At 71.7% G+C, this 12,473-nt stretch carries 17 protein-coding genes and 1 tRNA gene; 13 read left to right on the top strand and 5 right to left on the bottom strand.

The window, feature by feature from the left end; all coding sequences use genetic code 11:
• Positions 1–98: 98 nt before the first annotated feature.
• The 4 genes from hisG to BT98_RS24840 form a co-directional block, all read right to left on the bottom strand.
• The gene (gene hisG, locus BT98_RS0117050; RefSeq protein WP_019462750.1) at positions 99–791 is read right to left on the bottom strand and encodes an ATP phosphoribosyltransferase; all 693 of its coding nucleotides are present in this window, start codon (positions 789–791) and stop codon (positions 99–101) included.
• 110 nt (positions 792–901) lie between these two features.
• Complete coding sequence (gene murA / locus BT98_RS0117045; RefSeq protein WP_019462749.1) at positions 902–2,161, bottom strand: UDP-N-acetylglucosamine 1-carboxyvinyltransferase; 1,260 nt, start codon at positions 2,159–2,161, stop codon at positions 902–904.
• 51 nt (positions 2,162–2,212) lie between these two features.
• Positions 2,213–2,767: a dCTP deaminase gene (gene dcd / locus BT98_RS0117040; RefSeq protein ID WP_019462748.1), complete on the bottom strand. Its 555-nt coding sequence runs from the start codon at positions 2,765–2,767 to the stop codon at positions 2,213–2,215.
• An 85-nt stretch (positions 2,768–2,852) separates the two neighbouring features.
• Positions 2,853–3,194: a hypothetical protein gene (locus tag BT98_RS24840; protein ID WP_019462747.1), complete on the bottom strand. Its 342-nt coding sequence runs from the start codon at positions 3,192–3,194 to the stop codon at positions 2,853–2,855.
• A 150-nt stretch (positions 3,195–3,344) separates the two neighbouring features.
• Here BT98_RS24840 and BT98_RS0117030 point away from each other — a divergent pair, with 150 nt between their 5' ends.
• The 9 genes from BT98_RS0117030 to BT98_RS0116990 all read left to right on the top strand — a co-directional run bounded on the left by BT98_RS0117030 (position 3,345) and on the right by BT98_RS0116990 (position 8,161).
• Positions 3,345–4,025 (top strand): HAD family hydrolase, encoded by a 681-nt coding sequence (locus BT98_RS0117030; RefSeq protein ID WP_019462746.1) that lies wholly within the window; start codon positions 3,345–3,347, stop codon positions 4,023–4,025.
• Between the two features lie 146 nt (positions 4,026–4,171).
• Positions 4,172–4,390, top strand: a complete 219-nt coding sequence (gene infA, locus BT98_RS0117025) for a translation initiation factor IF-1 (RefSeq protein ID WP_026033499.1) — start codon at positions 4,172–4,174, stop codon at positions 4,388–4,390.
• Between the two features lie 90 nt (positions 4,391–4,480).
• Positions 4,481–5,080, top strand: coding sequence for a Maf family protein (locus BT98_RS0117020; protein WP_019462745.1), 600 nt, complete (start codon positions 4,481–4,483; stop codon positions 5,078–5,080).
• Positions 5,065–6,210 carry a ribonuclease E/G gene (locus tag BT98_RS0117015; protein ID WP_019462744.1) on the top strand — a complete coding sequence of 382 codons (1,146 nt, stop codon included), beginning with the start codon at positions 5,065–5,067 and terminating at the stop codon, positions 6,208–6,210. The genes BT98_RS0117020 and BT98_RS0117015 overlap by 16 nt, the downstream gene beginning before the upstream one ends.
• Positions 6,203–6,436 (top strand): DNA gyrase inhibitor YacG, encoded by a 234-nt coding sequence (locus BT98_RS0117010; protein ID WP_019462743.1) that lies wholly within the window; start codon positions 6,203–6,205, stop codon positions 6,434–6,436. Before BT98_RS0117015 ends, BT98_RS0117010 begins: the two co-directional genes overlap by 8 nt.
• A gap of 99 nt (positions 6,437–6,535) precedes the next feature.
• Positions 6,536–6,611, top strand: a tRNA-Phe gene (locus BT98_RS0117005).
• Positions 6,612–6,855: 244 nt separating this feature from the next.
• Positions 6,856–7,314 carry a hypothetical protein gene (locus BT98_RS24835; protein ID WP_019462742.1) on the top strand — a complete coding sequence of 153 codons (459 nt, stop codon included), beginning with the start codon at positions 6,856–6,858 and terminating at the stop codon, positions 7,312–7,314.
• A 128-nt stretch (positions 7,315–7,442) separates the two neighbouring features.
• Positions 7,443–7,868, top strand: a complete 426-nt coding sequence (locus BT98_RS0116995) for a Rap1a/Tai family immunity protein (protein ID WP_019462741.1) — start codon at positions 7,443–7,445, stop codon at positions 7,866–7,868.
• Between the two features lie 14 nt (positions 7,869–7,882).
• Positions 7,883–8,161, top strand: a complete 279-nt coding sequence (locus BT98_RS0116990) for a glycine zipper domain-containing protein (RefSeq protein WP_019462740.1) — start codon at positions 7,883–7,885, stop codon at positions 8,159–8,161.
• Between the two features lie 91 nt (positions 8,162–8,252).
• On the opposite strand, the gene BT98_RS0116985 is transcribed toward BT98_RS0116990, so the two are convergent.
• The gene (locus tag BT98_RS0116985; RefSeq protein WP_019462739.1) at positions 8,253–8,582 is read right to left on the bottom strand and encodes a hypothetical protein; all 330 of its coding nucleotides are present in this window, start codon (positions 8,580–8,582) and stop codon (positions 8,253–8,255) included.
• A 409-nt stretch (positions 8,583–8,991) separates the two neighbouring features.
• On the opposite strand from BT98_RS0116985, the gene BT98_RS0116980 reads away from it, so the two are divergent.
• From BT98_RS0116980 to BT98_RS0116965, 4 genes are all read left to right on the top strand, one after another.
• The gene (locus BT98_RS0116980; RefSeq protein WP_019462738.1) at positions 8,992–10,008 is read left to right on the top strand and encodes a DmpA family aminopeptidase; all 1,017 of its coding nucleotides are present in this window, start codon (positions 8,992–8,994) and stop codon (positions 10,006–10,008) included.
• Complete coding sequence (locus BT98_RS0116975) at positions 10,005–10,829, top strand: M55 family metallopeptidase (protein ID WP_019462737.1); 825 nt, start codon at positions 10,005–10,007, stop codon at positions 10,827–10,829. The genes BT98_RS0116980 and BT98_RS0116975 overlap by 4 nt, the downstream gene beginning before the upstream one ends.
• A gap of 64 nt (positions 10,830–10,893) precedes the next feature.
• Positions 10,894–11,775 carry a LysR substrate-binding domain-containing protein gene (locus BT98_RS0116970; protein ID WP_019462736.1) on the top strand — a complete coding sequence of 294 codons (882 nt, stop codon included), beginning with the start codon at positions 10,894–10,896 and terminating at the stop codon, positions 11,773–11,775.
• Between the two features lie 191 nt (positions 11,776–11,966).
• Positions 11,967–12,293 (top strand): NIPSNAP family protein, encoded by a 327-nt coding sequence (locus BT98_RS0116965; protein ID WP_027297309.1) that lies wholly within the window; start codon positions 11,967–11,969, stop codon positions 12,291–12,293.
• The last annotated feature ends 180 nt before the right edge of the window (positions 12,294–12,473 follow it).

Raw genomic sequence — 12,473 nt, 5'->3', positions numbered from 1 at the left:
GGGAGAGCGCGAGAGGGCGGCGCCCTCTCGTGAACCATGCGCGCGACGCCTACAGGCAAAGCCCGCCCGGCTTCAACCCTTCGCGTCAACCCTTCTCGTCAACCCTCCAGGGCCGCCCGCAGCCGGGCGATCCAGGCGCCGATGGCCTCGGGCTCGGTCTTGAGCGCGGTGCGGTTGACGATGAGGCGGGAGGTGACGGGGGCGATGACCTCGGTCTCCACCAGTCCGTTGGCCTTCAGCGTGCCGCCGGTCTGCACCAGGTCCACGATCAGGCGGGACAGGCCCATCGAGGGGGCGAGCTCCATGGCGCCGTTCAGGTGGACGATCTCCGCCTGCACGCCTCGGGCGGCGAAGTGCCGGGCGGCGATGCGGGGATACTTCGTCGCGACGGTGACGGTGCTCCAGCGGCTGGGGTCGTCCGTGGCGGCGCGCTCCACCGGCTCCGCCACGCTGACGCGGCAGGCGCCGATGCGCAGGTCGAGGGGCGCGTAGATCTCGGGGTAGTCGTGCTCCATCAGCACGTCGGCGCCGCAGACGCCGATCTGCGCCGCGCCGAAGGCCACGAAGGTCGCCACGTCGAAGGAGCGGACGCGGATCACGTCCAGCCCCGGATGGCTGGTGGCGAAGCGCAGCTTGCGGCTCGATTCGGAGGAGAAGTCCGGCTCCGGATGCAGCCCGGCCTTCGCCAGCAGCGGCGTCAGCTCCTTCAGGATCCGCCCCTTGGGCAGAGCCATGACGAGCCCGGTCTCGGCATCGCGGAAAGCCGCGGCATCGGGAAGCGGATGGTCCATGGCGGCGCCTATGTCCCAGGCCCCACCCGGGATGCAAGCGCGCAGAACGCAGGGGTCGGCCGCGCGAAAGGCGGCCGGCCCCGTTCCAGGCCCGTTCCGGCCCTTGCCGGTCAGTCCCGCAGGCGCCCGATCTCGGCGCCCACCGCCGCCAGCTTGGCCTCCACGGCCTCGTAGCCGCGGTCGAGGTGATAGACCCGGCTGACGATGGTCTCGCCCTCGGCGGCGAGGCCGGCCAGGATCAGCGAGACCGAGGCGCGCAGGTCGGTGGCCATGACCGGGGCGCCGGAGAGCTTCGGCACGCCGCGCACGATGGCCGAGGAGCCGTGGACGTTGATCCGGGCGCCCATGCGGGTCAGCTCCGGCACGTGCATGAAGCGGTTCTCGAAGATCGTCTCGGTGAGCATTGAGGCGCCGTCGGCCACGCACATCAGCGCCATGGTCTGGGCCTGCATGTCGGTGGCGAAGCCGGGAAAGGGCTCGGTCATCACGTCCACGCCGTGCAGCCCGTTCAGGCGGCGGACATGCAGCCCGCCCGGCTGGTCCTCCAGCACCACGCCGGCCTCCTGCAGCACGCGAGCGCAGGCGCCGAGCTGCAGCACGCTGGCGCCCTCCAGCAGCACCTCGCCGCCGGTGATGGCGGCCGCGCAGGCATAGGTGCCGGCCTCGATCCGGTCGGGGATGATCGGGTGGGTGGCGGCGTGCAGGCTGTCCACGCCCTCGACGGTCAGCCGGTCGCTGCCGACCCCCTCGATCCGCGCGCCCATGGCGATCAGGCACTGGGCGAGGTCGCCGATCTCCGGCTCGCGGGCGGCATTCACCAGCTCGGTCGTGCCTTCGGCCAGGGCGGCGGCCATCAGCAGGTTCTCGGTGGCGCCCACGGACACCTTGGGAAAGACCACCCGCGCGCCCTTGAGCCGGCCCTCGGCCCGGGCGTCGATATAGCCGCCGGTCAGGTCGATGCGCGCGCCCAGCGTTTCCAGCGCGCTGAGATGCAGGTCCACCGGGCGGGTGCCGATGGCGCAGCCGCCGGGCAGGCTGACCTTGGCGCGGCCGTAGCGGGCCAGCAGCGGCCCCAGCACCAGCACCGAGGCACGCATCTTCCGCACGAGGTCATAGGGCGCCTCCAGGTTGGTGGCCCGGCCCGACATGCTGATGCGGCGGCTGCCGGTGTCGTGCTCCACCGCGAGGCCGTGCTGCGCCAGCAGCTTGCCCATGGTGCGCACGTCCTCCAGCGCCGGGGCGTTGGTCAGGACCAGTTCCTCCGGCGTCAGCAGCGCCGCCGCCATCAGCGGCAGGGCGGCGTTCTTGGCGCCCCCGATGGGGATGCGGCCGCGCAGGGGCCTGCCCCCGCGCACGCGAATACGGTCCATTGCGATAAGCCCCCTACTGTATTCCCGGAATCCCGCCGCCGGCCATCCGGGTCACAGGCGGGGCAAGGCTACGCCGCGCTGGCGCATGTACTTGCCCGCCCGGTCGGCATAGCTGACCTCGGGCGCCCCCGCGCCCTGCAGGAAGAGGAACTGGCAGATCCCCTCGTTGGCGTAGATACGCGCCGGAAGGGGAGTCGTGTTGGAAATCTCGATCGTCACCTGGCCTTCCCATTCGGGCTCCAGGGGGGTGACGTTCACGATCAGCCCGCAGCGGGCATAGGTGCTCTTGCCGAGGCAGATCACCAGCACGTCGCGCGGGATGCGGAAATACTCGACCGTGTGCGCCAGGGCGAAGGAGTTCGGCGGGATGATGCAGGTCGCCCCCCGGCGGGTGACGAAGCTGTCCTCGGCGAAGTGCTTCGGGTCCACCAGCGCGTTGTCCACGTTGGTGAAGACCTTGAACTCGTCGGCCACCCGGGCGTCGTAGCCGAAGGAGGAAAGGCCGTAGGAGATCACGCCCTCGCGCCGCTGCGCCTCCACGAAGGGTTCGATCATCCCGTGTTCCGTCGCCATGCGGCGGATCCAGGTATCGGGCATGATCGACATGGGCGGGCAGGTCCGGCGGAAAAGGCGGCGAAGGACGGGGACTTAGCCCGCCGGAGCGGGGCGGGGCAACCGCGCGCCGCGCGGTTCAGCCCCCCGGGTCGGCCGCGGGGGCGCCGGGGCGCGGCCCCGGTCCCGCGGAGCCGGCCTCGTCGCCGGCCTCGTCGCCAGTCCGGGCGGCGGTCCGGGCGGCGGCCGGCGCCGCGTCCGGCATGGCCTCCGGCGCCGTTTCCGAGCTGGCCCGGGTGGCCCCCTGGCTGGCTTCCTCGCCGGTTTCCTGGGCGGCGCGGGCGCGGCCCTGGGCCTTGCGGCGGCGCAGGTTCTCGCGCAGCGCCCGGGCAAGGCGCTCCTGCCGCTCGATCTCCGTGGCGGCGCGGGGGCGTTCCGGCGAGGCGGCCGGGGGATCGGAGGAGGGGTCGCGGTCCTGCATGGTGCCTGGGTGCCGCGAAGGGCGGGGATGGGTCAAGCAGGCGCGGCCCCGCGGACTGGCGCGGAGGGGAGGCGGCATCGCCCGGGCGCCGGTCCGCCCCCCCCGAAAGACGTGATTGCGCCGGGCGCGTCCCGGCGGCAAACCGGCCCCATGCCGCTGCCCCAACCTCCCGCCGCCGTCATCTTCGACATGGATGGCCTGCTCTTCGACAGCGAGGCCCTGTACCGGGAAGCCCTCTTCTCCGCCGGGGCGGAGACGGGGCTGCCGGTGAGCGAGGCGCTGTACCGGCAGATGGTCGGCAATCCCTGGCCGACCATCTGGAGGCTGCTGCTGGACCTCTACGGCTCCGAGGATTCGGTGGCCGCCCTGCGGGCCGCCTGGACACGGGATTTCGAATCCCTGGCGGCGACGCGGCTGGCGCTGAAGACGGGGGTGGTGGAGATCCTGGACGCGCTCGACCGGCTGGGCCTGCCGCGGGCCATCGCCACCTCCTCCCAGCACCACAAGGTGGAGCACCATCTCGGGATGCATGGGCTGGCCGGGCGCTTCCATGCCGTGGTGGCGCAGGGCGACTATGCCGCCGGCAAGCCGGCGCCCGACCCCTTCCTGCGCGCGGCGGAACGGCTGGGCGTGGCGCCGGAGCTCTGCCTGGCGCTGGAGGATTCGCACAACGGCGTCCGCTCCGCCGCCTCGGCCGGGATGATGACCGTGATGATCCCTGACCTGCTGGAAGCGACCGAGGAGATGCGCGGCCTGTGCCGCGCCGTGGCGCGCGACCTGCACGAGGTACGCCTCTTCCTGCTGCGCTCGCACGGCGTGGCGGCGGACTGAGCCGGGCCACTTCCCGCGGCCCCGCCGCATGGCTGGTCCCTGCCGCGACGTCCTTGCTTGACCGGAAGGGGCGTCAAGACCATGTTCCGCCCCGTTCCACGCTCCCCCCGGGCGCGCCCGCGCGCGTCCGCAACACAAGAGGATGCATGTCGAAAGAAGACATGATCGAGTTCAGCGGCCAGGTCGTCGAGCTGCTGCCCAACGCGATGTTCCGAGTGAAGCTCGACAACGACCACATGGTCCTGGCCCATACGAGCGGGAAGATGCGCAAGAACCGCATCCGCGTGCTGGCAGGCGACCGCGTGAATGTCGAGATGACGCCCTACGACCTGACCAAGGGCCGGATCACCTTCCGGTTCAAGTGAGCCGGTTCCGGTCTGTTGGCCGATCCCGTTGACCTGACCACCCGCCGGACACGGCGTGTCCCGCCGGTGGCCAGCGAAGAGGTTCCCCCGATGCAACGGCCCCTCCCGGCGGAGCGGCCGCCGCTCGTGCTGGCCAGTGCCAGTCCACGGCGCCTGGATCTCCTGGCCCGGTTCGGCGTGGTGCCAGACCGGGTCGAGCCCGCCGATATCGACGAGACCCCCGGCAAGGACGAGCTGCCGCGCCTGCTGGCGGCCCGTCTGGCCCGCGGCAAGGCGGAGGCCGCCGCCGCCCGCGCGCCGGATGCGCTGGTGCTCGCCGCCGACACGGTGGTGGGGGCCGGGCGCCGCTGCCTCGGCAAGCCGGCGGACGAGGCGGAGGCCCGGCGCTTCCTGGAACTGCTCTCCGGCCGTCGCCACCGGGTGACCACCGGCGTCTGCCTCGTCACCCCCGGCGGGACGCGGCGGGAGAGGCTGGTGACGACGATCCTCGCCTTCCAGCGCCTGACCCGCGCCCAGATCGACCATTACCTGGAAGGCGGCGAATGGCGCGGCTGTGCCGGCGGCTATTCCATCCAGGGGCAGGCCGAGGCCTTCGTCCGCTTCCTGTCCGGCAGTCATTCCAACGTGGTCGGCCTGCCGATGTTCGAAACCGCGCAGCTCCTGCGTGGCGTGGGATGGCTGCGGCCCTGACACGCCCCAATCCGGACATGCTGATCCTGCACGGCGCCTCGCCCGGCGAGCGCCGCACGGCGCTGCTGCGCCGTGGCGTGCTGGAGGAAGCCTGGATCGAGCGCCCCGCCCGGCCGGACGGGGTGGGCGACATCCTGCTCGGCCGCGTCACCGCCCGCGTTCCGGCCCTGTCCGGGGTCTTCCTGCTGCTGCCGGGGGAGGAAAGCGGCTTCCTGCCCGATGCCCAGGGCGGGGAAGGGCTCTCGGAAGGCAGCCACATCGCCGTCCGCGTGGTGCGCGGCGCCCAAGGCGGCAAGGGCCCCCGGCTGGACCGCAAGCTGCCGAAGGATCTGGACCTGCCTTCGCCCCTGCCTGGCCCGCCTCGCCTGCTGCAGCGGGGGCCGGCTGCGGTGGAGCGCCTGGCGCAGGCCTTTCCGAAGGCCACGCTGCGGACCGACTCCGCCGAAGCCGTGCCGGCGCTGCGGGCCCTGGGGGCGGAGAACGTGTCCCTGGCGACCGGACCGGTCTTCGGCGAGGAGTTGGAGGACGCCTTCGACTCCCTGGCACGGCCGGAGGTGCCGCTGCCGGGCGGCGGCAGGCTGCTGATCCACCCCACCCCGGCTCTGGTGGCGATCGACGTGGATACCGGCGCGGCCACGGGGCGGGACCGCACGGCCCAGGCCCGGGTGAACGAGGCCGCGCTGGCCGAGGCGGCACGGCAGATCCGCCTGCGCCGCTTGGCGGGGCCGATCCTGATCGACCTCGCCGGCATGGCCCCCAAGGCGCGGGGCGCCTTCCTGCCGGCGCTGCGCGAGGCCGCGCGCCCCGACACGCAGCTGCGCATCATGGGCTTGACCGCGCTCGGCCTGATCGAATGCGTGCGGACCCGGGTGCATCCGCCGCTGCACGAGGTCACCGGGCAGCCGCCTTCGCCGCTGACGCTGGGCCTTGCCGCGCTGCGCCGCGTGCTGGGCGTGCTGCGGCACCGGCCCGGCCTGCGCCCGGCGCTGCGGGCGCATCCGCGCGTCCTGGCGGCGCTGGAGACATGGCCGGGCGCGCTGGAGGAATTCGAGGCCATGGCCGCGCTGCCCCTGGTGCTGCGGCCCGACGCCGCCATCGCTTTCGGAGAGGAGCTTGCCGAGGATGCCTGACCGCCCGTCCAACACCCCGTCCAATGCCCCGCCCGGTTCCGCCGCCAGGCCGGAACATCCCCGCCGTGGCGCCCGCTGCCCGATCTGCGGCCGCCCGGTGGTGCCCGCGCACCGGCCCTTCTGCTCGCCGCGCTGCCGGCAGGCCGATCTCGGCCACTGGCTGTCCGGCAGCTATGCCATCCCGGGCGAGCCTGTCGCGGAACGCGATCCCGACCTGGAGGACTGAGCCACTCCCCCCCGTGCCGGATGCGTCAAAAAGATTGCGGCGGGCGGCTGGACACTGGCCGGGGGCTGGGCTAATTCCGCGCCACGCCAAGAGCGCTGTGCCCAGGTAGCTCAGTTGGTAGAGCATGCGACTGAAAATCGCAGTGTCGGTGGTTCGATTCCGCCCCTGGGCACCATCTCTTTTCCTGACACCCCCTCCTTTTCACCATCGGGATGCTCCGGCTCCTATGGCGAAGCGCGGCCGTTTCCGCTGCCTGGCCCTGTGGGGCCGTTCTGGCTGGCCTGCGGATCGGCGATTGGTTTCCCGGCCGGGTGGGAACAAGCTCTGTCCCGTCCCTCCCGGGCGCATCCGCACCGGAGGTTGCCGTTGCCGGCGGAGCATCCCCCGGACGGCATGACGATCAGGACTGGAGGACAGGTGTGAGCGATTTTCCCGATTCCGGGCGTTTCGATGCCGACAGTGTCCGCACATGGATGGAAAAGCAGCGGGCCGAGAAGGAGGCGGAGGCACGGCGTGCCGAGGAAGAGAAGCAGAACGGCATGTCCGAACTGCGCCGCTCCTTCGAGGAGCGGGAGCTGCCGCCGGATGCGCTGACGAAGCTCCAGGGCATGATCCGGCGGGCCGCGCTGGACGGGGAGCGGGAAGTGCTGGTGCTGCACTTCCCGTCGCAATGGATGAAGGACAGCGGCCGCTCCATCACCAGCGGACTCGACACCTGGCCGGAGCAGCTCGAAGGCTTCGCGCGCCGTGCCTATGATTTCCACCAGAAGGAACTCACGCCGCGCGGCTTCGGCATCCGGCCGGTGATCCTCGACTACCCGAACGGCATGCCGGGCGATGTCGGCTTCTACGTCACCTGGAAGACCGACCTGGACTGACGCCAGCCGGCCCGCGGCACCATCGGAGGTTGTCGGCAGGGGTTGTCAGCCCCGGCAACGGAAGACAGTTTGCTGCGTCCGGCCGGGGGCAACCCGCCCCCGGCCCTGGACAGGGAGAAGCTGGACCTATGCGACACCTCCTCGCTTCGGCCGCCATGGCGGCCATGCTGGGCGTTGCGGCGCCCGTGATGGCGCAGCCGGCGGCGGGCGACACGCCCACCGCCGTCAGCACCACCGCCGAACTCGCCGAGATCTGCCTGCCGAGTACGCAGGGTGTGCAGCGGCTGGAAGCCATCGCCTACTGCCAGGGATATTTCACGGCGGCCGGCCAGTACCATGCGGCGCTGCACCCCGCCTCCTCGCGGCGGCCCCCACTGTTCTGCCTGCCGAATCCCGCCCCGACCGTGGCGCAGTCGGCGATCGCCTTCGCCAACTGGGCGAAGCAGAACCCGCAATACGGCAGCGAGCCGGCCCCCGACGGCCTGCTCCGCTGGGCGCAGGCGACCTATCCCTGCCCGCAGCCCGCCGCCCGTTCCACCCGCCCGGCCCGCTGATCATGAGGACGACCATGACGCTCCGTTCCGCCCGTTTCGTCCTGCCCCTCCTGGCGCTGGGGAGCCTCTGCGCCTGCCAGGGCATGAGCGATTCGCAGCGCCGCGTCGGCACGGGCGCGGCCGGCGGTGCCGCCCTGGGCGCGGTCGCCGGCTCCTTCAGCGGCAATGCCGGCTGGGGCGCGCTGATCGGCACAGGTGTCGGCGCGGCCGGCGGCTATCTGTGGGACCAGTCGGAGCGGGCGCAGGACCGGGCCTTCCAGCAGGGCTACTACCAGGGCCGCCGCGGCCGCTGAGGCGGGTTGCCCGAAGGGCGCATGAAAAAGGGGGCGCCGCCGGGCGCCCCCTTCCGCTTTCCGGCCCCGGGGGCAGGTCCCGGGGGCAGGTTCAGGTGTTGTTGCTGACATCCAGCGGGGTGGCGCCGAAGCTGTTGTTCGTCACCGGCGGGTTGCCCTGCGGGGCACCGCCCACCGCGGAGGAACCGGCATTGCTCTCGTTCAGCACCGTGGCACCGAAGCGGCCGCTGGTCACCGGCATGTCCGCCGAGGGCATGCCGGTCACGGCGGAGGAGCCGGTGCCGCTGACATCGCGCGGGGTGGAGCCGGGAGTGAAGAGGGAATAGCCGCCGCCCTCGGCCGCGAAGGCGACGACCGGGGCGGCGGCCAGGATCACCGCGGCCAGGAGGGGGGTGAAGCCACGGCGAAGGGAAATACGCATGAAAGGCGTCCTTGGTTATTCTTCAGACGGATCGTGAGTGGTCCGTATGGGCGTCTAGATAGCTTCCTAATTGCACCGAAAATCCGCTTATTGGCGGATAGTTTGTTCGGAAAATCAGAACAAAACATCGAACCGTCATTTTCCCCATCGCGATCCCACCTGGCGGAAGCAGGGGCCGCATGAAACGAACCTGACGGGAAATTCCCCGCAAAACACAGTAAAGGCAAAGGCTTGTCCCTGGGGGCGAGATGGTCCTACAGGCACTGCCGGAAGGGAGACCGCATGGATCAGCCTGTTTTCCGGCCCGGCCAGACTGGCCATGGCCCGCCGTCCCACCGGCCGCGCATGGTTCCGCATGGCTGGCCTGCGGTCAGCGGCTCCTGGCTCAGCCCGGCCGGAGGGTACCTCCATGCGCGCCCGTGACCTGGGCCTGGCCTGCGGCAGCCTGCCGCCCGGCAGCCGCAACAGCCTGGCCGATGTGCCGGGCGTGACGGCCGGCCACCGCACCCTGGTCCGGGGCGAGGGGACCCGTACCGGCGTCACCGCCATCCTGCCGCATGGGGGCCGCCTGTTCCGGGAGAAGCTCCCCGCCGCCGTGCATGTGCTGAACGGCTTCGGCAAGAGCACCGGGCTCGTGCAGATCGAGGAACTGGGCGAGATCGAGACGCCGATCCTGCTGACCAACACCTTCGGCGTGGCGGCCTGCGCCGAGGCGCTGATCCGGCACGCCGTGATGGAGGAGCCGCGCATCGGACGGCGCACCTCCACGGTCAATCCGGTGGTGCTGGAATGCAATGACGGGCACCTGAACGACATCCAGGCACTGGCGGTCGCGCCGGAGGATGCGGCAGCCGCCATTGCCGCGGCCAGGCCGGAATTCGGCTCCGGTGCGCTGGGGGCGGGAACGGGGATGAGCTGCTTCGGCCTCAAGGGCGGCATCGGCACCGCCTCCCGGCGGCTGCGCCTCGACGAGACGGATTTCCACCTCGGCGCGCTGGTGCTGGCCAATTTCGGCCGGGCGGGCGACCTGCGCCTGCCGGACGGGCGGCGCATCGACCCGCGCGGCGAGGAGGCGCCGGAACGTGGCTCGGTGATCGTGGTGCTCGCGACAGATGTGCCGCTGGAGTCCCGCCAGCTCCGCCGCGTCGCGGTGCGGGCCGGGGCGGGGATCGCCTGGACCGGCTCCTTTTGGGGGCATGGCAGCGGCGACATCTTCCTCGCCTTCTCCACGGCGGAGCGAATCCCGCATATGCCGAAGACGGACCTCCTGCCGCGCCGGGTCCTGGCAGAGGGGAGGATCGACACGCTCTTCCAGGCGGCGGCCGAGGCGACCCAGGAGGCCGTGCTGGATGCGCTGGCCGCCGCGGAGCCGATGACCGGCTTCCGCGGCCATCACCGTCGCGCACTCAGGGAGTTCCTCGCATGAAGATCTATGTCTCCGCCGATATCGAGGGCGTGGCCGGCGTGGTCTCGCCGCAGCAGGGCCAGCCCGGCAACCCGGAATACGAGCGCGCCCGGCGCCTGATGACCGAGGAGGTCAGCGCCGTGGTGGCGGGCGCCTTCGCAGGCGGCGCCACCGAGGTGCTGGTCAACGATTCCCATGGGCCGATGACCAACCTCATCCCGGAGCTGCTGGACCCGCGCGCCGAGCTGATCCTGGGCAAGCCCAAGCCGATGAACATGTGCGCCGGCCTGGACGGGGGCTTCAGCGGGGTGATGTTCACCGGCTACCACACCGGGGCGGGGCGGCATGGCGTGCTGGCGCATACGGTGAACGGCTTCGCCTTCCGCACCATCCGCCTGAACGGGCGGCCCTGTTCCGAGGCGACGCTGAACGGCGCCTATGCCGGCAGCCTGGGCGTGCCGGTCCTGCTGATCTCGGGCGACGACCTGACGGCGGAGGAATGCGGCGAGCATTTCCTCGACGCGCGCCGGGTGGTGACGAAGCAGGCGCTCGGCGCCCGGGCCGCGCGCGCCATCTCGCCCGCCCTGGCGCGGGAGCGGCTGCGGACCGAGGCGGAGGCGGCGGTGCGGGAGGCGCGGACGCGCCGGCTGGCACTCTTCACCATCGTGCCGCCCTACCGGCTGGAGATCGTGCTGAACACGCCGGCCCTGGCCGATCTCGCGGCCATCATCCCGGCGGCGGAGCGGCTCGACCCGGTGACGGTCGGCTTCGATGCCGGGGGGATGGGAGATGTGCTGGGCTGGGTGAACACCGTCTCGGCGCTCTCGGCCTTCCTGCGCTGAGGGCCGCTCGCGGCACCGTTGCGGAATCGGCCGCGATGAACCGTGGCGGCGGGGCTTGCGATCCATGAGACCGCCCGCGATCGACCTCCGGCTTCTGCGGCAGTTCGTGGCCGTCGCCGAGGAACTGCATTTCCGCCGCGCGGCATCCCGGCTCAACATCTCCCAGCCGCCGCTCACCGCCGCCGTGAAGCGGCTGGAGGAGGAGATCGGCGCCGTTCTGCTGGAGCGTGGCCGCCGGACGGTCGCCTTGACGCCTGCGGGCCGGACCCTTCTGGAGGAGGCCCGCAAGCTGCTCGGCCAGGCCGAGCTGGCAGTCGCGGCGACGCGCGACGTGGCCGCGGGACGGCGCGGCCTCGTGCGCCTCGCCTATGTCGGCAGCGCCATGTACGGGCGGCTTCCCGGAGCGATCGCGGCCTTTCGCCGGAGCCATCCCGGGGTAAGGCTGGTCCTCACGGAAGCGACGACGGCGGCCCAGGTCAGAGGGCTGCGCAACGGCGGCATCGATCTGGGAGTGCTCACCCCGCCGCTCGCCGATGCGGGCGGGCTGGAACTGCGCGGCTTCGATTGCGACCGGCTGGCCATGGCGCTGCCCGCCGCGCATCCGCTCGCGCGGACCGCGACGCTCGCCGATCTTGCGGGAGAGCCCTTCATCCTCTGGCCGCTGCGCGAGGGGGAGGGGTTCCACGCCCGTGCGATCCGGCTCTGCCGCGATGCCGGCTTCCGGCCCGACATCGTGCAGGAGGCACACGGCATGCACGCGGTGCTGTCGCTGGTGGCGGCGGGCGCGGGTGTCGCCCTCGTGCCCTCGCGCATGGCGCGCCTGCATCCCGACACCGTCGTCTTCCGCCGGATCGACAACGACGCGGCGGATTTCGAGACCTCTCTCGCCTGGCCGGCCGGGCGGCTCGATCCGGCCGCGAGGGAGCTTGCCACGGCCTTCGCCTGATAGGCGGCGCGTATCACGGCACCCCCGGATCGGTATTTGAAGGAATGGCTCCGGGCGAGCAGCTTCGGGTGGTCAGGGAGCGGCCCATGGGCGGACATCATTCACGGCGACGGCATCTGTCATGGCTGGCGAGCGGCCTCGCATCGATGACGATGGCCGGCCCGGGCCTGACAGCATCCGAGAGGACCGGCATGATCCACCAGCTTCGCATCTACGAGATTTTCGACCGCAACAAGGCGGCATTCCATGCCCGCTTCCGGGACCATGCGGCTCGCATCATGCGGCGCCATGGTTTCGACATCGTGGCGATGTGGGAGGCCGGCCCCGCGGGCGCGCCGAAATTCGTCTATCTGCTCCGTTGGCCCGACGAGGCGACACTCGATGCGCGCTGGGCCGGCTTCATGGCCGATGAGGAATGGTCCCGCATCAAGGACGAGACCGGGGCCCGCAAGGGAAGGCTGGTGGGCGAAATCGAGAACCTGGTGCTGCGGCCAGTCGACTACTCGCCGGCCCTTTAGGGCGGATCCCGGTCAGGCGGAGCCGCCCGACCGGGCGATATTCCCGTGGGGGTCCCCCCGCGCGGATCGGGGCGCGGCCACGGCAAACGCTTCTTGCGTCCCCGCCCCCTCTTTGCTATAGGAATATAGTCAACTATCAGCCCCATGCCAACCAGATGCCGGTACACAATCCTGGCTGGC

Source organism: Roseomonas mucosa ATCC BAA-692 (assembly GCF_000622225.1).
Taxonomy (GTDB): domain Bacteria; phylum Pseudomonadota; class Alphaproteobacteria; order Acetobacterales; family Acetobacteraceae; genus Roseomonas; species Roseomonas mucosa.
This window is presented reverse-complemented; position numbering and strand designations above follow the sequence as displayed.